The organism is Micromonospora sp. NPDC051227 (assembly GCF_044455385.1).
Classification (GTDB): Bacteria; Actinomycetota; Actinomycetes; order Mycobacteriales; family Micromonosporaceae; genus Micromonospora.
In genome coordinates this window covers 170777-189943 of the sequence record NZ_JBITET010000008.1, presented here as the reverse complement: position 1 = coordinate 189943, position 19167 = coordinate 170777, and the positions used below count along the sequence as shown (strand labels likewise).

Below are 19167 nucleotides of genomic sequence, written 5' to 3'. Positions count from 1 at the left end.
GTCAGATGCCGCAGTTGGGCGCTGACCAGCCTCCGACCGCCGCCACGTGGGTGTGGTCGTTGTGGTCGGGGTAGCCGGGGCCGAGGATCTGCCCGAAGCCGTGGTAGCGGGCCTGCTGCGCCAGCCGGCAGAACGACGGGGACCCGACCAGGTCGACCCCGTCGCCGTACAGGTGTCGGCTGTTCGACGCTCCGCCGACGGCGCTGTTGCAGGCGTAGCTGCGAAAGCTGCTGCTGATCGCGATGGACACGTCGCCGAGGGCGTGCCGCATTGCCTGGAGCTTCCACATCGAGACGAGCGCGTTGAACCGGGCGGTGCTCGCCGAGACGGCGCCGCCGGACCAGTCACTGTTGCACTTGTTCAGCTCGGGGTAGCTGAAGTTGGCCGGGGTGCAGTCGTCGTCCTGGAGGGCGTAGAGCCGGTTGAACGTCTGTGGGCCGGCGATGCCGTCCGCGGGCAGCCCGTACGCCTGCTGGAAGCGGATCACCGCCGACCGGGTGGCCGGGCCGTACGCGCCGTCGAGGGTGAGCACCGCGCCGTAGCCGGGGTAGCCGGCGACCCGGATCTGGAGTTGCCGGACATCCTCGCCGGACGCCCCCTGGGACAGGGTGCGTCCCCAGGTGTAGCAGCCGTCCGCCTGGGCCGCGCCGGCAGTGAGGGTGACGCCGGCCACTGTGGTGGCGGCGGTCAACGCCAGTGCCGCGAGGAACCTGCCGAGCCGTCGGAACATGTAGCCCTCCATCAATGCATGGAAGTACGTGAATGCATGGAAGTTTCACGCCTCGACTTTGATCCGTCAAGAACTTGCAGTCCCGGATTTCCCGAAGGCGGGTGTCGCGGCGTGCCCGCACGGCTCCGTAGGATCGGCTCGTGACAGGGGCGGAACGGCACACGGACAGTGACGGCATGGCGGACGGCCTGGAGCGGCTCTGGACGCCACACCGGATGACCTACATCTCCGGTGAGGACCGCCCGGCCGAGGGGTACGAGAAGCCCACCGGCTGCCCCTTCTGCCGAGGGCCGCAGCTGCCCCCGGAGGAGAGCCTGGTGGTGGCCCGGGGCGAACACGTCTTCGTGGTGCTCAACCTCTACCCGTACAACCCGGGGCACCTGCTGGTCTGCCCCTACCGGCACGTCGCCGACTACACCGACCTGGACGTGCCGGAGACCACCGAGCTGGCGTCGTACACCCAGACCGCCATGCGGGTGATCCGCAAGGTCAGCAACGCTCACGGCTTCAACCTGGGCATGAACCAGGGCGGGGTGGCCGGCGCCGGCATCGCCGCGCACCTGCACCAGCACGTCGTGCCGCGCTGGGGCGGCGACGCGAACTTCATGCCGGTGATCGGCCGCACCAAGGTCCTGCCGCAGCTGCTCGGCGACACCCGCGACCTGCTCGCCCGCGCCTGGCCGTCCTGACCGCCGCCCGCTGCGCCGCGCCGGTCGCGCGGCCTCCGCGCCGGTCCGGCTAGTCGGCGCGCAGCAGCGTGGTCAGCTCCGACCAGCTCTCCACCCGGCGTACGCGGGGCAGCAGCGCGGCGTGTGCGGCGACCTCGGCCTTTCGGGGCCGGAACAGGAAGCGGTGCGGCACCGAGTCGAGATAGCCGAGCACCTCCAGCTTGTCGTCCACGAAGTGGGTCAGGCCGAGGCGTCTGGCGATCGGCGCCTTGTCCGCTCGCGTGCGGCAGAAGTGCACCCGCTCGACCGCGATGCCGGTGCGGCCCGGAAAGTCGTGGTGGGCCAGCCACTCCCGGGTACGCCGCTCGGTGGCCTCCCCGCACTTGGACACCAGGTGCACCTCGTCGAACGCCGGGCCGAGCGCCGCGAGCGCGTCGAACGCCCCGACGACGGCCGGGGTGCGCAGGTAGTGAGCGCCGAAGAACGACGTGTCCGCGTCGTCGTCGGCCGGCTCGATGATGACTCCGCCGATGTCCACCCCGAGCCGTCGCATGGCATTGATCATGCCGCACCGTGACCGTCTCCATGCACCCGCGTGTCCGCCCGCGGATCTGCTGCGCCCCGGCCTGCCGAAGGTGGCACGATCGGCCGATGGCAGTCACGACACGGGTGTTGGGGCGTAGCGGCATCGAGGTCAGCGCCCTCGGCATGGGGTGCTGGGCGATCGGCGGGCCCTGGGCGGAGGGCACCCAGCCGCTGGGCTGGGGCGCGGTCGACGACGACGAGTCGGTGCGGGCGGTACGCCGGGCCCTCGACCTCGGCATCACCCTCTTCGACACCGCCGACACGTACGGGGCCGGGCACGGTGAGCGGGTGCTCGGTCGTGCGCTCGCCGGTCGCCGCGACGACGCCGTGATCGCCACCAAGTGGGGTTACACCTTCGACGAGGCCGGCCGGCAGGCCACCGGCGAGGACGCGTCGCCCGGGTACCTGCGCAGTGCAGTGACCGCCTCACTGCGCCGGCTGGACACCGATCGGATCGATCTCTATCAGCTGCACCTTGCCGACCTGTCGGTGCCGAGGGCGCAGGCGCTGATCGGGACCTGTGAGGACCTGGTGGCCGAGGGCCTGATCCGTGCGTACGGGTGGAGCACCGACCGCACCGACCGGGCGGCCGCGTTCGGTCAGGCCGCCGCCGGTGCCACCGCCGTGCAACACGCCCTGTCGGTGCTGCGTGACGCCCCCGAGCTGCTCGCCGTCTGCGACAAGTACGACCTGGCCAGCGTCAACCGAGGTCCACTCGGGATGGGGCTGCTCACCGGCAAGTACTCGGCCGGGTCGACACTGCCCCGCGACGACGTACGCGGGCTGGCCCCGGGCTGGTTGGAGTGGTTCCGGGGCGGCCGGCCGGCACCGGAGTGGCTGCGCCGGGTCGGTGCGGTCCGTGCCGCGCTCACCGCCGACGGGCGCACCCTCGCCCAGGGCGCGTTGGGCTGGATCTGGGCGCGTAGCGGCCGCACCATCCCGATCCCGGGCTGCCGTACGGTCGCCCAGGTCGAGGAGAACGCCGCCGCGCTGCACCGGGGCCCGCTGCCGGCCGACCAGTTCGTCGAGGTGGAGCGTCAGCTTGCCGCCGTCCGCACCGCGGCCCTCCGCGACGCCGACCGCCCCCACTGGCCCCGCCCCACCCACCCCACAGTCCACCCGTAACCCGCCCCGTCCCCACCCCGATCCCGCCCGCCCCTGCCCGCCCCCGCCCCCGCCCACCCGCCCCGCCCCGCCCCCGCCTGCCCCGCCCCGCCCCCGCCCGCCCCGCCCCGCCCCGAGCCTGCCCGGGTCGATCATGGAGTTGTGGTGCCCCGCGAATCGGGCATAGACCAATGTTCTGCCCACCACAACTCCATGATCGACAAGCGAAGCCACCCCAGCCCTCGGCGATCTTGCACTTCCTGCGGGGATTCATGCCGCAATAGCGACATGAGGGCAACAGAAAGTGCAAGATCGCTGGGGCTGGGGCTGGGGCTGGGGCTGGGGCTGGGGCTGGGGCTGGGCGGGGCGGGGGTTAGGGGAGTTGTTCCTTGCGGGTCTGGTCGGCCAGGTGGGCGGGCATGGGGTCGTGGCGGACGAAGTGACGGCGGAAGGTGCCGGTGCCGGCCGTCATGGAGCGCAGCTCGACGGCGTACCGAAGCAGCTCGGTGGCCGGCACTTCGGCGCGGACGAGGGTGCGGCCCTCGGTGTCCGGGTCCGGTTCGGTGCCGAGCACCCGGCCGCGCCGGCCGGACAGGTCGCCCAGCACCGTGCCCACCGAGCCGTCGGGCACCCGGATGGTGACCTCGTCGATCGGCTCCAGCAGGGCCGGCTGGCCACGCTCTGCGGCGTCGCGCAGCGCCAGCGCGCCGGCTGTCTGGAAGGCCGCGTCGGAGGAGTCGACGCTGTGCGACTTGCCGTCGACCAGGGTCACCCGCAGGTCCACGACCGGGTGCCCGGCGACCAGCCCGCGCTCCAGTTGGGCGCGGACGCCCTTCTCCACCGACGGGATGTAGTTGTGCGGCACCGCGCCGCCGACCACCCGGTCGACGAACTCGAAGCCGCTGCCACGGGGCAGCGGCTCGACGTCGATGTCGCAGACCGCGTACTGGCCGTGGCCGCCGGACTGCTTGACGTGGCGACCGTGCCCCTTCGCGGGCACGGTCAGGGTCTCGCGCAGCGACACCTTGACCGGCTCGGTGTCCAGCTCGACGCCGCCGGCACGCAGCCGGTCGAGCACCACGTCCGCGTGCGCCTCGCCCATGCACCAGAGCACCAGCTGGTGGGTCTCCGGGTTGCGCTCCAGCCGCAGGGTGGGGTCAGCGGCGACCAGGCGGGCGAGATTGCGGGCCAGGGCGTCCTCGTCGGCGCGGCTCCGGGCGACGATAGCCACCGGCAGCAGCGGCTCCGGCATCTCCCAGGGGGCGATCAGCAGCGGGTCGTCAGCGGTCGAGATGGTGTCGCCGGTCTCGGCGCTGCCCGACTTGGTGATCGCGCAGATGTCACCGGCGACGCAGAGCGACACCTCCCGCACTGTGGCGCCCAGCGGGGTGTAGATGTGCCCGACCCGCTCGTCGGCGTCGTGGTCGGGGTGCCCTCGTTCGGCCATGCCGTGCCCGGAGACGTGCACGGTCTGGTCGGGGCGCAGCGTGCCGGAGAAGACCCGGACCAGCGAGACCCGACCGACGTGGCGGTCGATGGTGGTCTTGACGACCTCGGCGACCAGCGGCCCGGCCGGGTCGCAGCTCAGAGGCGGACGCGGCGAGCCGTCCACGCCGGTCACTGCCGGCAGCTCGTGCTCCAGCGGCGACGGGAACGCGGCGGTCAGCACCTCCAGCAGCACGTCCAGCCCGACACCGGTCTGGGCGCAGACCGGCACCACCGGGTAGAAGTGGCCCCGGGCGACGGCCTTCTCCAGGTCGTCGATGAGCACCTCGTCGCTGATCTCCTCGCCGTCGAGGTAGCGGTCCATGAGGGTCTCGTCCTCGCTCTCGGCGATGATCCCCTCGATCAGCTCGTCGCGGGACTCGTCGATGGCCCGCTGGTGCTCCGGGTCCGGGTCGCGGACGTCGGCGGGCAGCCCGGCACTGTAGTCGAAGACCCGACGGGTGATCAGGCCGAGCAGCCCCTCGGTGGAGACCCCGTCGTCGCCGAGCATCGGCAGGTAGAGCGGCATCACGTTGTCACCGAAGAGGCGCTGGCAGAGCGCCACCGTCTCGTCGACGTCGGCGCGAGGCTGGTCCAGTCGGGCCACCGCGACCGCGCGGGGCATGTCGACGGCGGCGCACTCCTCCCAGAGCGCGACGGTGGCCGCGTCCATGCCGCCCGCGGCGGAGACCACGAAGAGCGCGGCGTCGGCGGCCCGCAGCCCGGCGCGCAGCTCACCGACGAAGTCGGCGTACCCGGGGGTGTCCAGCAGGTTGACCTTGATGCCGTTGTGCAGCAGCGGCGCGCAGGACAGGCTGACCGAGCGCTGCTGGCGTACGGCGGCGGGATCGTGGTCGCCGACAGTGGTGCCGTCGACCACGGTGCCGGCGCGGCCGATCGTGCCGGTCGCCGCGAGCAGGGCCTCGACCAGTGTGGTCTTGCCCGCCCCGGAGTGCCCGACGAGCACCACGTTGCGGACCCGCTCGGGCTCGGTCACCACCGGCGTGCCGCCGGTGGAACCCTTCTCGTGACTCTTCTGCGCCATGGGGCGCACCTCCCTCAGCCGGTGGTGGTGGCGACCGCCGCGCGAGGTGGAAGCGGCCCGGGGCGAGTGCGCGGCGATATCCTCCGGTGGTCTGCTGCACAGCGGGAACGGGACGGGCGGACGGGTGAGCTGGCTCACCTCCCGGCTCGATCTCACACCCGTTGCCGGGTAGGCACAAGCCTCCCCCGGGCGGGTCGGCGGTACCGTCCGTATCGCCGGAGCTGGGCGGACCGTTATCGTGGGGACCGCCATGGCGAAGATCTTCCAAGTGTCGGCCCGCGCGGGGATGACCCGCGTCGTAGAGCCGATTGCCCGCGCCCTGCTGCGCGCGGGCGTCACCCCCAATGCCGTCACCGTCGCGGGCACCGTTGGTGTGCTCGTCGGCGCGCTCGGCTTCGGTGCCCGCGGCCACCTGGTCGCCGGCGCGTTGATCGTCACCCTGTTCGCGCTCACCGACCTGCTCGACGGGACGATGGCCCGGATGAGCGGCGGCTCCACCAAGTTCGGCGCCTTCCTCGACTCAAGCATGGACCGGGTCGCCGACAGCGCCGTCTTCGGCGCTGTCGCGTACTGGTTGGCCACGCAGGGCGACCACTCCGGGGTGGCCGCCGCGTTGGTCTGCCTGGCCGTCGGAGGCCTCGTCTCCTACGTCAAGGCCCGCGCCGAAGGGCTCGGCATGACCTGCAACGTGGGCATCGCCGAACGCACCGAGCGGCTGCTGATCGTCGGGGTCGGCGGCATCCTCACCGGTGTCGGTGTCGATCCGGCCCTGGAGATCGCGCTCTGGCTGCTCGCCGCCGTGTCGATCTTCACGGTGGGGCAGCGGATGACGCACGTCTACCGTCAGGCCCAGCAGCTCCAGCCGGACGGCCAGGCGTGAGGCGCGTGCCGGCGACCCGCCGTCGGACGACCGGCGGCCGAGTCGCGTGAACCTCACCGAGCTGGGCTACCTCGCCGGTTGGCGGGTGGTCCGCGCGCTACCCCGGCCGTTGGTGGCGGCGGCGTTCCAGGCGGGCGCGGACCGCGCCCACCGCGCCGGCGGCGGGGGTACGGCCCGACTGCGCGCGAACCTGCGCCGGGTGGTCGGCCCGGAGCTGCCCGACGCCGAGTTGGACGATCTCGTCAAGCGCGGGTTGCGCTCGTACGCCCGGTACTGGATGGAGGCGTTCCGCCTGCCCGCCCTGAGCCGGTCGCAGATCCTGTCCGGTTTCCGGCTCGACGGCGCCGAGCTGCTCGCCGCCGACGTGGCCGCCGGTCGGGGCGCGGTGGTGGCCCTGCCGCACGCCGGTAACTGGGATGCCGCGGGCGCCTGGGTGGCGGCCACCGGTTGGCCGATCACCACTGTCATGGAGCGGCTCAAGCCGGAGGGCGTGTACGAGCGTTTCATGGCCTTCCGGGCGAGTCTGGGGATGGAGATCCTGCCGACCCACGGGGGGCCGCGTCCGGCGTTCGACGTGCTGCTGGACCGGCTGCGGGCCGGTGCGGTGGTGCCGTTGCTGGCCGACCGGGACCTCTCCGCCCGAGGGGTGGAGGTGGACTTCTTCGGCGGCAAGACCCGGATGCCCGCCGGGCCGGCGTTGCTCGCGCTGCACACCGGCGCGCCGCTCTACGTGGCCTCGCTCTGGTACGAACCGGATGCCGCCTGCGCGTCGCTGGCTGGTCCGTTGCCGGTGCCGGGCCCCGAGGCGGGGCCGCTGGACCAGCGGGTCCGGTCGCTGACCCAGCTGATCGCCGACGGTCTGGCGGCGGGTATCGCCCGGCATCCGGAAGACTGGCACATGTTGCAGCGGATGTGGCTGGACCAGGCGAGGTCGGGGGAGGGCGCGGCGCTGCCCTCGTCGGCCTCCGGCCCGGCCTGAGGAGGTGGGCTGACGGATGCGGATCGGCATCGTGTGCCCGTACTCCTTCGACGTGCCCGGTGGGGTGCAGAACCACGTCATGGACCTCGCCGAGGCGCTGATCGCGCTGGGCCACGAGGTCAGCGTGCTCGCGCCGGCCGACGAGGATTCGCCGCTGCCGGAGTACGTGGTGTCCGCGGGGCGGGCCGTTCCGCTTCCGTACAACGGTTCGGTGGCCCGGATCGCGTTCGGCCCGGTGTCGACCGCCCGGGTGCGGCGGTGGATCACCAACGGCGACTTCGACGTGCTGCACGTGCACGAGCCGCTCACGTTGAGCCTGTCGCTGCTGGCCGTGCTCTCCGCCCGTGGCCCGGTGGTGGCCACGTTCCACACCGCGATGACCCGTTCCCGGGTCCTCGCCGCCGCGCAGGGTGTGCTCCAGATCGTGTTGGAGCGGATCACGGCCCGGATCGCGGTGAGCGCGCTGGCCCGTAAGGTGCAGGTCGAGCACATGGACGGCGGTGCGGTGGAGATCCCCAACGGGGTGGCGGTGGCCAAGTTCGCCGACGCCGAGCCGTTGCCGGGTTGGCCGGGGGAGTGCGCGGCTGGCACCGGTGGGACGCTCGGCTTCCTGGGCCGGTTCACCGAAACACGCAAGGGCTTCCCGGTGCTGCGCGACGCGTTCGTGACGCTGGCCGCCACCCGGCCGGGTCTGCGGTTGCTCGTCGCCGGCCCGGGTGACCCCGACGACCTGTACGACCAGTTCCCCGCCGAACTGCACGAGCGGATCACGTTCCTCGGCCTGGTCAGCGAAGCGGACAAGGCGCGCATGCTGCGCAGTGTGCACCTCTACGTCGCACCGAACACCGGCGGCGAGTCGTTCGGCATGATCCTCACCGAGGCCCTGGCGGCGGGTACGACGGTCATCGCCAGTGACCTGGACGCGTTCCGGCGGGTGCTCGACGGTGGGCGGGCCGGTCGGCTCTTCCCCACGGGTGACCCGGAGGGGTTGCGTGATGTGCTCAGTGAGCTGCTGGACGACCCGGTCGGGCGGGCCACGCTGAGTGCCTGCGGCGATCAGGTGGTCGCGAATTTCGACTGGCCCGTGGTTGCTCGGCGCGTCCTGGAGGTATACGCAGCGGCGATCGAGGCAACCGACGGGCGGGTCATCGACCAGGAATGGGTGGGGCTGGGCTGAGCCGGTGTGACGGATGGTGCGGAGGTGACCGGAGGGACCGGTCCGCCCGCGCCCAATCGGACGAAACGGAGCAGCACTACGATGCCGCACATGTGGTGGGTGGTGGCCGCGAGCGTGGTCGTGGGGCTGGTCGCGGCGTACCTCATCTGGACCGCCGGCCGGGTGGAGCGGCTACAGGGCCGCGCGGAGCTGGCGGCCCGGGCCCTCGACGCCCACCTGCTGCGCCGCGCGGCGGCAGCTGCGGTCCTGGCTGAGCGGCGTTTCGGCGTCGAGCTGTACGCGGCGGCCCGGATCGCCCTGGACGCCAGCCCGGACGAGCGGGAGGCGGCGGAGAACGACCTGACCCGGCAGTTGCGCGGCGTCCAGTTGGACCCGGGCGACCCGGACTGCGTGGCGGTCATCGCCGCGAGTCGTCGGCTCGCGTTGTCCCGGCAGGTGCACACCGACCTGGTCCGGGACGCCCGCTCGGCGCGCAGCCGGCCGCTGGTGCGCCTGTTGCGGATGGGGCGGGGCCGGGAGTGGCCGCGCTACTTCGACATCGACGACCCGACTCTCGTCGTGCCGGCGGACGTCCCAGCCGCCTGACCTCCGACTGTCGCCGCCTGCTCCCGGACGGGTACGGGCGAGCCGGTGACCACTGCCACAGTGCAGGCCACCGGGGGTCTGATTGGCTGTCGGTGCGGCGTTGAACCGCGCGTAGCATTTTCGCTGCCACCCCCAGAGCATGTCCAAGGAGCGATGACCCGTGCCCGAAAACACCGCCTCGAACACCGGTACCGCCCCCGTCGTCGGCACCGCCCGCGTGAAGCGTGGCATGGCCGAGATGCTCAAGGGCGGCGTGATCATGGATGTCGTCAACGCCGAGCAGGCCAAGATCGCCGAGGACGCCGGCGCCGTCGCCGTGATGGCCCTGGAGCGGGTGCCCGCCGACATCCGCGCGCAGGGTGGGGTGTCCCGGATGAGCGACCCCGACATGATCGACGGAATCATCGAGGCGGTTTCCATCCCGGTGATGGCCAAGGCCCGCATCGGCCACTTCGTGGAGGCGCAGATCCTCCAGTCGCTCGGCGTGGACTACGTCGACGAGTCCGAGGTGCTGACCCCGGCCGACTACGCGAACCACATCGACAAGTGGGCGTTCACAGTGCCCTTCGTCTGTGGCGCGACCAACCTGGGCGAGGCGCTGCGCCGGATCACCGAGGGCGCGGCGATGATCCGCTCCAAGGGCGAGGCGGGCACCGGTGACGTCTCCAACGCCACCACCCACATGCGGAAGATCCGCCAGGAGATCCGCCGGCTGGCCTCGCTGCCGACCGATGAGCTGTACGTCGCGGCCAAGGAGCTGCAGGCCCCGTACGAGCTGGTCAAGGAGGTCGCCGAGAGCGGCAAGCTGCCGGTGGTGCTGTTTACCGCGGGCGGGATCGCCACGCCGGCCGACGCGGCGATGATGATGCAGCTCGGCGCGGAGGGCGTCTTCGTCGGCTCCGGCATCTTCAAGGCGGGCAACCCGGCTCAGCGGGCCGCCGCGATCGTCAAGGCGACCACCTTCCACGACGACCCGGACGTGCTGGCCAAGGTCTCCCGGGGTCTCGGCGAGGCGATGGTCGGCATCAACGTCGACGAGATCCCGCAGCCGCACCGGCTGGCCGAGCGCGGTTGGTGAGCGCGAGGAGTGAGCCGCTCTTGCGAGCCCCGCAGTCGCGAGGGAAGGAAGGGTTGGTGAGCGCGAGGAGTGAGCCGCTCTTGCGAGCCCCGCAGTCGCGAGGGAAGGAAGGGTTGGTGAGCGCTCTTTCCGGGCGGCGTGACGCGGAGAGGAATGGTGCGACCATGACGGCACCCGTGATCGGTGTGCTCGCGCTCCAGGGCGACGTCCGCGAGCACGTGGCGGCGCTGGCCGCGGCGGGCGCGGACGCCCGCCCGGTCCGCCGTCCGGCGGAGCTGGACGCGGTCGGCGGGCTGGTCATCCCCGGCGGCGAGTCCACCACCATGAGCAAGCTCGCCGACATCTTCGAGATGCGCGAGCCGATCGACAAGCGGATCGCCGACGGCATGCCGGTCTACGGCTCCTGCGCCGGCATGATCATGTTGGCGACGGAGGTGCTCGACGGTCGACCCGATCAGCGGGGTTTCGCCGGCATCGACATGACCGTCCGGCGCAACGCGTTCGGCCGGCAGGTCGACTCGTTCGAGGCGCCGGTGACCGTCGTCGGGGTGCCGGGCGAGCCGTTCCACGCGGTGTTCATCCGCGCGCCGTGGGTCGAGCGGGTCGGTGCCGGCGTCGAGGTCATCGGGGTGGTGTCCGACGGCCCGGCTGCCGACCGGATCGTGGCGGTCCGACAGGGCAACCTGGTGGCCACCTCGTTCCACCCGGAGCTCACCGGTGACCTGCGGGTGCACGCGTACTTCGTGGACCTGGTCCGCGCTGCTTCCTGAACCGGCGGGTGACCGCGCCGAGCTGTCCATGATGCTCGCCGCGGTCGCGGCCCGACCGGGTTTTTGTCCCGTCTGCCCTGGTCCGTCGGGGCCGGGCGGTCTTGCCGTGCGCGGTGCATGACAGGGACCCGGGGGACGTCGGTAGGATTGCGGAGATTCGGCAGGGCCATCTGCCCGCCACGGCTTCCACCAGAGCTGACCGGCACCTCCGCGTGCGCCGGCGGGAGCGGGGCGTGAGCGGTGCGGTCGATGCAGACGGCGGGTAGCAACGGAGGTAGAAGATGTCCGGCCACTCAAAGTGGGCGACGACCAAGCACAAGAAGGCCGTCATCGACGCCAAGCGCGGCAAGATGTTCGCCAAGCTGATCAAGAACGTCGAGGTGGCCGCGCGGACCGGCGGCGGTGACCCCTCCGGTAACCCGACGCTCTTCGACGCCATCCAGAAGGCGAAGAAGAGCTCGGTGCCGAACGACAACATCGATCGCGCCGTCAAGCGTGGCTCCGGTCTGGAGGCCGGCGGCGCCGACTGGCAGACGATCATGTATGAGGGGTACGGCCCGAGCGGCGTGGCCATGCTCATCGAGTGCCTCACCGACAACCGCAACCGCGCGGCGACCGAGGTACGGACCGCGCTGACCCGCAACGGCGGCTCGCTCGCCGACGCCGGCTCGGTGTCGTACATGTTCTCCCGCAAGGGCGTGGTGATCGTCCCCAAGGAGGGCACCAGCGAGGACGACGTGATGCTGGCAGTCCTCGACGCCGGCGCCGAAGAGGTCAACGACATCGGCGAGGCGTACGAGGTGGTCTCCGAGCCGACCGACCTGATCCCGGTGCGCACGGCGTTGCAGGACGCCGGCATCGAGTACGAGTCGGCCGAGTCCTCCCTGATCCCCAGCGTCAACGTGCCGCTGGACGAAGAGGGCGCGCGCAAGATCTTCAAGCTGATCGACGTCCTGGAGGACTGCGACGACGTCCAGAACGTCTACGCCAACTTCGATGTCAGCGACGACGTGATGGCGGCGGTCGACGCCTGACCCCGCCCCGCTCCCGCTTCACCCCGCCGCGATCTTGCACCTTTGACCCGACAGACGGGGTCACGCAGGGCATATCGTCAACAGGAAGTGCAAGATCGCGGTGGGGATTGCCGGCGGCGAACGAGGAGGTGCCATGGTGGTGACGGAGCCGTTCGCGCCCGGCGACACCGTGGTGCGGCGTGAGGTGCTGCGGGGTGAGGTCTGGTTCGGCTGCCCGACGATCTGCGTCGAGGATTCGCCCGACCTGCTCGCCCTCTACCTCCCACCGGGGGCCGAGTTCGGCTTCCCGGACACGGGCGTCTTCCCCTGCGGTCGGCACCCGTGGGAGGCCGCCGGGCACCGCTCCTGGTCCGGGCACGGCAAGCTGATGCTGCAACGCGCCGGTGAGGCGCACTCGATCGACGTGTTCTGGACCGGGCCGGGGCGCGACTTCGCCGGCTGGTACTTCAACCTCCAGGACCCGGTGCGGCGTACCCCGATCGGGGTGGACACCCTTGACCACGAGCTGGACCTGTGGTGGGCCGCGGACGCCGACCGGTACGTCTGGAAGGACGTGGAGATGTTCGCCCAGCGCCTCGTCGAGGGGCGCTACCCGGGCATGGGAGACGCCATCCAGGCTGAGGGTGACCGGATCGCCGCTCTGCTCGACGGCGGTGAGCGCTGGTGGGACCCGTCGTGGGCCACCTGGCAGCCCGACCCCGCCTGGACTGCGCCGCCGCTGCCCGCCGGTTGGGATCAGGTGCCACCCGCGCCCTGAGCGGCGCCGACGTCAGTTGCCGGGCAGCTTGTTGACCAGGAACACCTGATCCGGGCCGCCGGTGCACGGCTCGACCAGCGCCGCGTCGGACACGTCGCTGTCGTCGTCGCGCAGGCCGACGCACAGCTCGCTCCGGTCGGGCCGGATGCGGTACGCGCCGGGCGTCGCCCCGGCCGGTTCGAAGTGGAACACCTGCTTCGACCTGCTCGCGCTGCAATCCTCCTCGTTCCAGGGTTCGAGCAGGTCCCGGCCGGGATCCTCGTCGCGGACGGTGAGGCAGCCCTTCCCGAGCACCGGGTGGACCCAGTGGATGAAGAACATTCCGTCGGCCACCGGTTCCAGCGAGGTGTCCGGTGGGGTGGCCTCCGTGCAGGGCCGCTGGACGGCTATCTCCTTGGTGTACTGGCCGGTGCGATCGCGACCCTCGGTGAGGCAGAGGTGCGGGCTGCGGACGGGGCGGATCTGGCTGGGCCCTGCGCTCGGCGAATGGGCACCGGCACCCGCCGATGCGGTCGGATCGGTGGTTTGCGCGGCCTTCCTCTGCTCATCGTCGCGGCGCTCGACCCAGAAGCCCACGCCGAGCGTGGCCAGCAGGGCGGCGACGACGAGCAGCGCCAGCGGCGCGGGCCGTGCGAACCATCGTGGGCGAGCCGGGCCGGAGTGCTCCGGGGCCACGGTCGGGACCGCGTCGACCGGCGGTGGGTCCGCTGCCGGCGACGGCGGGGCCAACTGACCTGCCGCGAGGCGGTGCCGGGCCCGTAGCCACGTCTCGACCTGATCTTCCGCGCCGCACGCCCGCACGAACGCGGCCACCACCTCGGGGCGCGGCAGTGTGGACCGGCGCAGAATGTCCGCCGCGGTGCTGCGGGCCAGCACGTCACCCGTCGACGCGGCACGCTGCTCCAGTTGCCGGTAGGTGAGCCCTGACCGGTCTTTGAGCTGGCGCAGCATCTCGACGAACTCGGCCGGGTCGGACGCGTCGTCCGGGCGTAGCTCCCCCGTGGTCATTTCCCGATTCTCCAGACCCCGCGGACGCGAGGGCAAATCGGGTCCCGGCAACTGTCCGAGATGGTCGGACAGGATCCGGACATGCTGCCCTGAGCTGCCCGGACAGCCCAGCGCGGCGACCAGGGCATTGTCCTGGCCGACCGGGTTACCTAGCGTCTTTTCTCGATGGCCGCGCCGCTGACCGGCGTACGGCCGACGGGCTCGCGCCGGCACGGGTTCGGGCCCGACCACACCAACGACACGGGGAGATTCGATGGATGACACTGTCCGGGATCCGGTGCCGCAGGCGGCCACGGCGGGGGAGTACGTGGCGTTGCTCAGGGAGGTGCGGCGGCGTTCCGGTCTGACCTATCGGGAGCTCGCCCGACGAGCCTCGGCGACCGGGCACTGGCTGCCACCGAGCACCCTCGCGACGATGCTGGGGCGGACGACGCTGCCCCGGGAACGCACCGTCGTCGCGCTGCTGACCGCCTGCGGCACCCCGGCAGCCGAGGTCGAGAGGTGGCTGGAGACACGGCGGGACCTCGAGGCTCGCCTCGGCGAGCAGGGTCGAGGGGACAGTGACGCGGCACGGACCCCTGCCGGCCCGTCCACGGCCGTCGGGGCGAACATCCGCCCGAGCGTCGGCTCGGTTCCACAGCTACCCGAGGCGCCCTGGCCGGCCCGTCGCTGGCTTCGGCTGGCGCTGCTGGCGGTGCTCGGCGTCCTGACGGTCGGGGCGGCCGGGGCGCTGCGACCCCTCGCCCCTCCCACAGTGGACGGCTCGCCGACCGCTGGGTGCCCGGAGGTGCTGCGCCAGGGCATGTACGGCCCCTGCGTGCTGAGCCTCCAGGAGCACCTGGTGGCCGACGGACTCACAGTGCCGGTCGACGGCTGGTTCGGCCCGGACACCACCAGCCGGGTGATGGTGGTCCAGGCGTTTGGCGCTCTGCCGGTCAGTGGCACCGCGGACGAGCGGTTGTTCGACGAGTTGGCGGGCGATCGCAAGGTGCCCGCCAGTTGGTCGGAGGACCGGATCGGCAAACATCTGCGGCGGACGTTCCCGGAGGACCCCGCCGGGGCGGTGCAGGTGGCGCGCTGCCTGTCCGGCTTGGACCCGTACCGGGTGGAGGTCGGCGAGGACGGCACGCGGCGCTGGGGGTTGTTCCAGTTCAGTGACATGGATGTGTCCCGGTTCGGCGTCGACCGCCAGACGGCGCTGGACGCGGCGTGGAACATCAGGACGGCACGGGAGGTCTGGTCTCGTACCGGCGACTTCAGCCACTGGAACTGCGCGGCGTAGCGGTCACGCGTGACGCTCCCCGCCCGGTACACGAACCGGACGGGGAGCCCCCCGTTATCCCGACTGACGATTCACTGTCGCAGGCGGTTGGCGAAGACGTACGCGCCCACGGAACGGCCGGTGGCGAGCCCGGCGTCCGCGTCGAACCGATAGTGCACGCCGAGGTAGATCCGGCTCAGCGCGTTCTCCTCGGCGGCGTGGTCGAAGCCGGTCATGTGCCGGACCACGTCCACGGCGTGCGGATCGTCAGTGGTGGCGTCGAAGGCGATCGCATCGGTGCCGAAGAACCTCTTCATCACCGCGGACCAGGCCCCCGCGAAGGTGGCGTGCCCGGAGATGTAGGCCGGGAAGGCCGGCGTGTACGGCACCCCCTCGCGGGTCTGCGACAGCGGCTGCCAACCGGGGCCCTCCGTCGCCTCGATGGCGCTCACCGGCCGCCACAGGTCGACAGGCGTCTGGTACTTGGCGTCCCAGGCGGCGATGGCGGCGTCGGCGAGGGCGAGGGCGACCAGCCCGAAGAGCCGGGCGTTGGCCAGGATGCCGAGCTGACGCTGCTCCGACACGATCCGGGTGTGCGAGAAGAGCTGACCCGGTGGCTTGTACGTGCCTCCCAGGTCGTTGGCCCAGAAGAACGCGATCTGCGTCTGCTCGGGGGTCCGCAGCGACGACGTCCGACCGCCGTAGTCGCGGATCTCCTGCACCTGGGTGCGGTACTCCTGCTTGCTGAGCAGGTCGGCGTACCCGGTGGCGCCGGCCGGTAGGCCGGGCCGGAACTGCTGGCCCGAGGTGAGCGCGAACGGGGTGACCGAGCCCCAGTTCGGGCTGACCGCCGCCTTGCCGTTGGTCGGCCGCCACGCGCCGGGCACGTTCTCCTGCACGGGATAGGGCGCGTTGTTGTCGGAGCCGTCGTTGGCGCGAACCTGGAGGTTGGCGGCGGCGGCCGCCGCGCCGACTGTCTCGCCCCGCGCCACCTCGGCGTCGTTGACGCCGGACGGCCGGCGCTTGACAGCGTCGCCGAGGGCAACGGTGAAGGAACGACCGTGCCGGGTGTACAGCGCGGTCAGCACGTCGTACGCCGCCTTGTCGATGGCCGCGTGCACTGACGGCGCCACGACGTTGTCCATGGTCCCCGGGTAGCTGACCGGCACTCGCACCCGGTAGGGGTTGCCGACCCCGGTGACCGAGACGGCGGCGTCGTGCATCGCCGCGTGCAGGATGGCGGCCTCGCGGGACGAGGAGGTGGGTGGCAGGTCCAGCGCCTTGTAGGTGGACAGCAGGACACCGTTCCAGTACAGGATCGGGTCGGTGGCCGGGTTCACGGCCAGCGGGGTGAGCGAGATGTTGTCCAACCGGACCGTCGAAGCGGCCTGGCCCCCGAAGTGGAACAGCAGCACCGCCTTCGGGTCGCCGAACGGGGACACGAAATCGAAGGTGAACCGGCTCATCGAGGACGTCAGCGCGACGCTCTGGTCGACGGCGGAGGTGAAGGGCGTGTCCGCCCGGGAGACCGAGACCCGCAGGGAACGGCTGACATCGGCCGCGGCGTCGAACTGCAACCGGTACGACTGCGCGGCCGTCACCCCGAACTCGAAGTGACCGACCAGGTCCTCCCAGACGGGCTTGCCCACGGTCGCGCTGGTGCGGACGCGCAGTTGCCCAGCGTTGACAGTGGTGCTGGTCGAGGCGAGTCGGGTCCACCAGGGCTGGGTACTGCCGTTGTCGAACGTGCCGTTGAGGATGAGGTCGCCCGGTGCGGCGGTGGCCGGCGCGGGGTGGACGAGGGCGGTGAGGGTGCTGGCGAGGGCGACCGCGAGCACGACGCTGAGCAGACGACGGAGTTGCCGTGCGTTGATCGGTGGAGACATCGAGAGCCTTTCCGGTCCGGAAACCGGCGACGACCAGGTCGTTGCCGTGAGGATCGGCTCAACGTAGGAGTGTTCGCGCTGTTCACGGCCACCGAACGGCGCTCGGAACGGTGCCGCACGGCAGCGGGCGCCGGCATCCGGTCAGGACACTGACGCCCGTGCTGTGTGGACCGTTGGCTCAGCCGATCGTCTCCCGCTCCCGCCAGGCGGTACGCAGCGAGGTCCGGCCGTTGGTGCGCAGCAGCGAGCCCTCGTACACCCGGGCTCCGGCGAGGAGAAACGCGCCGGCGGCGAGCACCAGGAGGACCAGTGAGACGATCGGCTCCCAGCCGGCCGCGTCACCGGTGAAAAGCCGCAGCGGCATGGCCGTGGGCGACGAGAACGGCAGGTAGGACAGCACCCGCATCGCTGTGGCGTTGTCGTTCAGGAAGATCACCGCGAAGAACGGCAGCATGACGGCGAGCTGCACCGGCGTCGAGACGGCGGCGATGTCCTCCTGCCGGTTGGCCAGCGCGCCGGCCGCGGCCCACATGGCGGCGAGCAGCACGAAACCGATCAGGAAGAACGGTACGAACCAGCCGATCGCCGGAGCGAGCAGGCTGAGCAGACCTCCGCTGTCGCCGATCTGCAGCCCGAGCACCGCCACCACCGCGATCAGGGCGATCTGCGCGAACGCCAGGATGGCCCCGGCCACCACCTTCCCGGCCAGCAGGGCCCGGACCGGCACGGCGGCGACCAGGATCTCCACGATCCGGGTCTGCTTCTCCTCGATGACGCTCTGCGCGATCTGCACACCGAACGTCTGCGAGGTGATGAAGAAGACGAACGCGAAGACGAACGGCACCAGGAACGCCACCACCGGATCGACCGCGTCCGGATCGAGCAGGCGGACCGTCGGCTGGGTACTCAGGGCCCTCACCACGTCGTCGGGGGCGTCGTCCATGGCCAGAACGGCCGGTCCGGTGACCACCGCGGCGTCCACGTCGTCGTCGCGGACGGCCTGCTCGGCGGCTCGGTCATCGGGGACGACCCGGACTTCCAGCCCGGCGGCGCGCAGCGGCGCGGCCAGGCTCTCGGTCACGGCCACTGTGGACGGAGCGCCGGAGAACAGCGGCGGCAGGATGGTGCCGGCCGCGGCGATCAACAGGAAGAAGAGCGTGCCGAACAGGAAGGTGCGGTCGCGCAGCTTGACCCGGATCTCGCGTTCGGCGACCAGCCGGGTGGCCTGGGTGACGTTCACTGGGTGACCTCTCGGAAGATCTCGGTGAGCGAGGGGCTGATCGGGCGGAAGGCGCGGACCGGGCCGCGCGCGAGGGCGGCCCGCAGCACGGGCTGCTCGTCGGTGCCGGCCGGCAGGTCGAAGACCACCCGCTCGCCGTCCAACTCGACCACTGTCACCCCGGGGTGGTCGCGTACCCAGCCGGCGTCGTGCTCCACGACCAGCTCGAAGCGGGGCACCGTGTACGAGTCGCGCAGCTGCTGCCGGCTGCCGGCGGCCCGGATCACCCCGTCCCCGATGATCACCAGGTCGTCGCAGAGGCGCTCCACCACGTCGAGCTGGTGACTGGAGAAGAGCACCGGCGCGCCGGCCGAGGCCCGTTCCCGCAGCACGGCCACGACGGTCTCCACTGCCAGCGGGTCGAGGCCGGAGAACGGCTCGTCGAGGACCAGCACCTCGGGGTCGTGCACCAGCGCGGCGGCGATCTGGGCGCGCTGCTGGTTGCCCAGCGACAGCGTCTCCAGCAGGTCGTCGCCGCGCTCGCCGAGCCCGACCCGGTCCAGCAGCGCGTCGGTGGAACGTCGTGCCGCGGCGGCGTCCAGCCCGTGCAGCCGGCCCAGGTAGGCCACCTGCTCGCGGGTGGTCATCTTGGGGTAGAGGCCCCGCTCCTCCGGCATGTAGCCGAAGCGCCGGCGGTCCGGCCGGGTCAGCGCGGTGCCGCCCCAGCTCACCTCGCCGGCGTCGGGGGCGAGCACACCCAGGATGATCCGCATGGTGGTGGTCTTGCCGGCGCCGTTGGCGCCCACGAAACCGGTCATCCGGCCGGCGGACACCTCGAAGGACACGTTCCTGAGCACCTGACGGTCGCCGAAGCTGCGGTCGACGCCGTCGAGGCGAAGCGTTCTGGTCACGCACT

The 19167-nt window shown here is 71.8% G+C and carries 18 protein-coding genes; 11 read left to right on the top strand and 7 right to left on the bottom strand.

What is annotated here, in order from left to right; genetic code table 11:
* Nucleotide 1 precedes the first annotated feature (1 nt).
* Nucleotides 2-730: a D-Ala-D-Ala carboxypeptidase family metallohydrolase gene (locus ACIA47_RS20995; RefSeq protein ID WP_112583447.1), complete on the bottom strand. Its 729-nt coding sequence runs from the start codon at nt 728-730 to the stop codon at nt 2-4.
* Nucleotides 731-906: 176 nt separating this feature from the next.
* On the opposite strand from ACIA47_RS20995, the gene ACIA47_RS20990 reads away from it, so the two are divergent.
* Nucleotides 907-1419 carry an HIT domain-containing protein gene (locus ACIA47_RS20990; protein ID WP_181518504.1) on the top strand — a complete coding sequence of 171 codons (513 nt, stop codon included), beginning with the start codon at nt 907-909 and terminating at the stop codon, nt 1417-1419.
* Between the two features lie 49 nt (nt 1420-1468).
* On the opposite strand, the gene ACIA47_RS20985 is transcribed toward ACIA47_RS20990, so the two are convergent.
* Nucleotides 1469-1963 carry a hypothetical protein gene (locus ACIA47_RS20985; protein ID WP_396709985.1) on the bottom strand — a complete coding sequence of 165 codons (495 nt, stop codon included), beginning with the start codon at nt 1961-1963 and terminating at the stop codon, nt 1469-1471.
* Nucleotides 1964-2049: 86 nt separating this feature from the next.
* Here ACIA47_RS20985 and ACIA47_RS20980 point away from each other — a divergent pair, with 86 nt between their 5' ends.
* Complete coding sequence (locus ACIA47_RS20980) at nt 2050-3108, top strand: aldo/keto reductase (RefSeq protein WP_396709983.1); 1059 nt, start codon at nt 2050-2052, stop codon at nt 3106-3108.
* 352 nt (nt 3109-3460) lie between these two features.
* On the opposite strand, the gene ACIA47_RS20975 is transcribed toward ACIA47_RS20980, so the two are convergent.
* Entirely contained in the window at nt 3461-5617 is a 2157-nt protein-coding gene (locus tag ACIA47_RS20975; protein ID WP_396709981.1) for an elongation factor G-like protein EF-G2, read from the bottom strand.
* Nucleotides 5618-5867: 250 nt separating this feature from the next.
* On the opposite strand from ACIA47_RS20975, the gene pgsA reads away from it, so the two are divergent.
* The 8 genes from pgsA to ACIA47_RS20935 all read left to right on the top strand — a co-directional run bounded on the left by pgsA (nt 5868) and on the right by ACIA47_RS20935 (nt 12877).
* On the top strand, nt 5868-6497 hold the full coding sequence (gene pgsA, locus ACIA47_RS20970; RefSeq protein WP_091401726.1) for a phosphatidylinositol phosphate synthase: 630 nt from the start codon (nt 5868-5870) through the stop codon (nt 6495-6497).
* Between the two features lie 46 nt (nt 6498-6543).
* Nucleotides 6544-7476: a phosphatidylinositol mannoside acyltransferase gene (locus ACIA47_RS20965; RefSeq protein ID WP_396709979.1), complete on the top strand. Its 933-nt coding sequence runs from the start codon at nt 6544-6546 to the stop codon at nt 7474-7476.
* A gap of 16 nt (nt 7477-7492) precedes the next feature.
* Complete coding sequence (locus ACIA47_RS20960) at nt 7493-8653, top strand: glycosyltransferase family 4 protein (RefSeq protein WP_396709977.1); 1161 nt, start codon at nt 7493-7495, stop codon at nt 8651-8653.
* A gap of 81 nt (nt 8654-8734) precedes the next feature.
* On the top strand, nt 8735-9238 hold the full coding sequence (locus tag ACIA47_RS20955) for a hypothetical protein (RefSeq protein WP_091401731.1): 504 nt from the start codon (nt 8735-8737) through the stop codon (nt 9236-9238).
* Between the two features lie 160 nt (nt 9239-9398).
* Nucleotides 9399-10316: a pyridoxal 5'-phosphate synthase lyase subunit PdxS gene (pdxS, locus tag ACIA47_RS20950; protein WP_091401733.1), complete on the top strand. Its 918-nt coding sequence runs from the start codon at nt 9399-9401 to the stop codon at nt 10314-10316.
* A 164-nt stretch (nt 10317-10480) separates the two neighbouring features.
* Nucleotides 10481-11086 (top strand): pyridoxal 5'-phosphate synthase glutaminase subunit PdxT, encoded by a 606-nt coding sequence (pdxT, locus tag ACIA47_RS20945; RefSeq protein WP_203119150.1) that lies wholly within the window; start codon nt 10481-10483, stop codon nt 11084-11086.
* A gap of 281 nt (nt 11087-11367) precedes the next feature.
* Nucleotides 11368-12120 carry a YebC/PmpR family DNA-binding transcriptional regulator gene (locus ACIA47_RS20940; protein WP_124771632.1) on the top strand — a complete coding sequence of 251 codons (753 nt, stop codon included), beginning with the start codon at nt 11368-11370 and terminating at the stop codon, nt 12118-12120.
* Between the two features lie 133 nt (nt 12121-12253).
* Nucleotides 12254-12877 (top strand): DUF402 domain-containing protein, encoded by a 624-nt coding sequence (locus ACIA47_RS20935; RefSeq protein ID WP_396709974.1) that lies wholly within the window; start codon nt 12254-12256, stop codon nt 12875-12877.
* A gap of 12 nt (nt 12878-12889) precedes the next feature.
* Here the strand turns inward: ACIA47_RS20935 and ACIA47_RS20930 are convergent, their stop codons facing one another.
* The gene (locus ACIA47_RS20930; protein ID WP_396709972.1) at nt 12890-13885 is read right to left on the bottom strand and encodes a helix-turn-helix domain-containing protein; all 996 of its coding nucleotides are present in this window, start codon (nt 13883-13885) and stop codon (nt 12890-12892) included.
* A gap of 253 nt (nt 13886-14138) precedes the next feature.
* On the opposite strand from ACIA47_RS20930, the gene ACIA47_RS20925 reads away from it, so the two are divergent.
* A complete protein-coding gene (locus tag ACIA47_RS20925) occupies nt 14139-15167 on the top strand; it encodes a helix-turn-helix domain-containing protein (RefSeq protein WP_396709970.1) in 1029 nt (342 codons plus the stop codon).
* A 71-nt stretch (nt 15168-15238) separates the two neighbouring features.
* Here the strand turns inward: ACIA47_RS20925 and ACIA47_RS20920 are convergent, their stop codons facing one another.
* The 3 genes from ACIA47_RS20920 to ACIA47_RS20910 form a co-directional block, all read right to left on the bottom strand.
* Nucleotides 15239-17032 (bottom strand): carbohydrate binding domain-containing protein, encoded by a 1794-nt coding sequence (locus ACIA47_RS20920; protein WP_396709968.1) that lies wholly within the window; start codon nt 17030-17032, stop codon nt 15239-15241.
* Nucleotides 17033-17210: 178 nt separating this feature from the next.
* Nucleotides 17211-18272 carry an ABC transporter permease gene (locus tag ACIA47_RS20915; protein ID WP_396709966.1) on the bottom strand — a complete coding sequence of 354 codons (1062 nt, stop codon included), beginning with the start codon at nt 18270-18272 and terminating at the stop codon, nt 17211-17213.
* Nucleotides 18269-19162 carry an ATP-binding cassette domain-containing protein gene (locus tag ACIA47_RS20910; protein ID WP_203119139.1) on the bottom strand — a complete coding sequence of 298 codons (894 nt, stop codon included), beginning with the start codon at nt 19160-19162 and terminating at the stop codon, nt 18269-18271. The genes ACIA47_RS20915 and ACIA47_RS20910 overlap by 4 nt, the downstream gene beginning before the upstream one ends.
* Between the last annotated feature and the right edge of the window lie 5 nt (nt 19163-19167).

Bases quoted from the DNA above. Each gene is read 5' to 3' on its own strand.
- ACIA47_RS20995 (WP_112583447.1), bottom strand. From the start codon at position 730: ATGTTCCGACGGCTCGGCAGGTTCCTCGCGGCACTGGCGTTGACCGCC.
- ACIA47_RS20990 (WP_181518504.1), top strand. From the start codon at position 907: ATGGCGGACGGCCTGGAGCGGCTCTGGACGCCACACCGGATGACCTAC.
- ACIA47_RS20985 (WP_396709985.1), bottom strand. From the start codon at position 1,963: ATGATCAATGCCATGCGACGGCTCGGGGTGGACATCGGCGGAGTCATC.
- ACIA47_RS20980 (WP_396709983.1), top strand. From the start codon at position 2,050: ATGGCAGTCACGACACGGGTGTTGGGGCGTAGCGGCATCGAGGTCAGC.
- ACIA47_RS20975 (WP_396709981.1), bottom strand. From the start codon at position 5,617: ATGGCGCAGAAGAGTCACGAGAAGGGTTCCACCGGCGGCACGCCGGTG.
- pgsA (WP_091401726.1), top strand. From the start codon at position 5,868: ATGGCGAAGATCTTCCAAGTGTCGGCCCGCGCGGGGATGACCCGCGTC.
- ACIA47_RS20960 (WP_396709977.1), top strand. From the start codon at position 7,493: ATGCGGATCGGCATCGTGTGCCCGTACTCCTTCGACGTGCCCGGTGGG.
- ACIA47_RS20955 (WP_091401731.1), top strand. From the start codon at position 8,735: ATGCCGCACATGTGGTGGGTGGTGGCCGCGAGCGTGGTCGTGGGGCTG.
- pdxT (WP_203119150.1), top strand. From the start codon at position 10,481: ATGACGGCACCCGTGATCGGTGTGCTCGCGCTCCAGGGCGACGTCCGC.
- ACIA47_RS20940 (WP_124771632.1), top strand. From the start codon at position 11,368: ATGTCCGGCCACTCAAAGTGGGCGACGACCAAGCACAAGAAGGCCGTC.
- ACIA47_RS20935 (WP_396709974.1), top strand. From the start codon at position 12,254: ATGGTGGTGACGGAGCCGTTCGCGCCCGGCGACACCGTGGTGCGGCGT.
- ACIA47_RS20930 (WP_396709972.1), bottom strand. From the start codon at position 13,885: ATGACCACGGGGGAGCTACGCCCGGACGACGCGTCCGACCCGGCCGAG.
- ACIA47_RS20925 (WP_396709970.1), top strand. From the start codon at position 14,139: ATGGATGACACTGTCCGGGATCCGGTGCCGCAGGCGGCCACGGCGGGG.
- ACIA47_RS20920 (WP_396709968.1), bottom strand. From the start codon at position 17,032: ATGTCTCCACCGATCAACGCACGGCAACTCCGTCGTCTGCTCAGCGTC.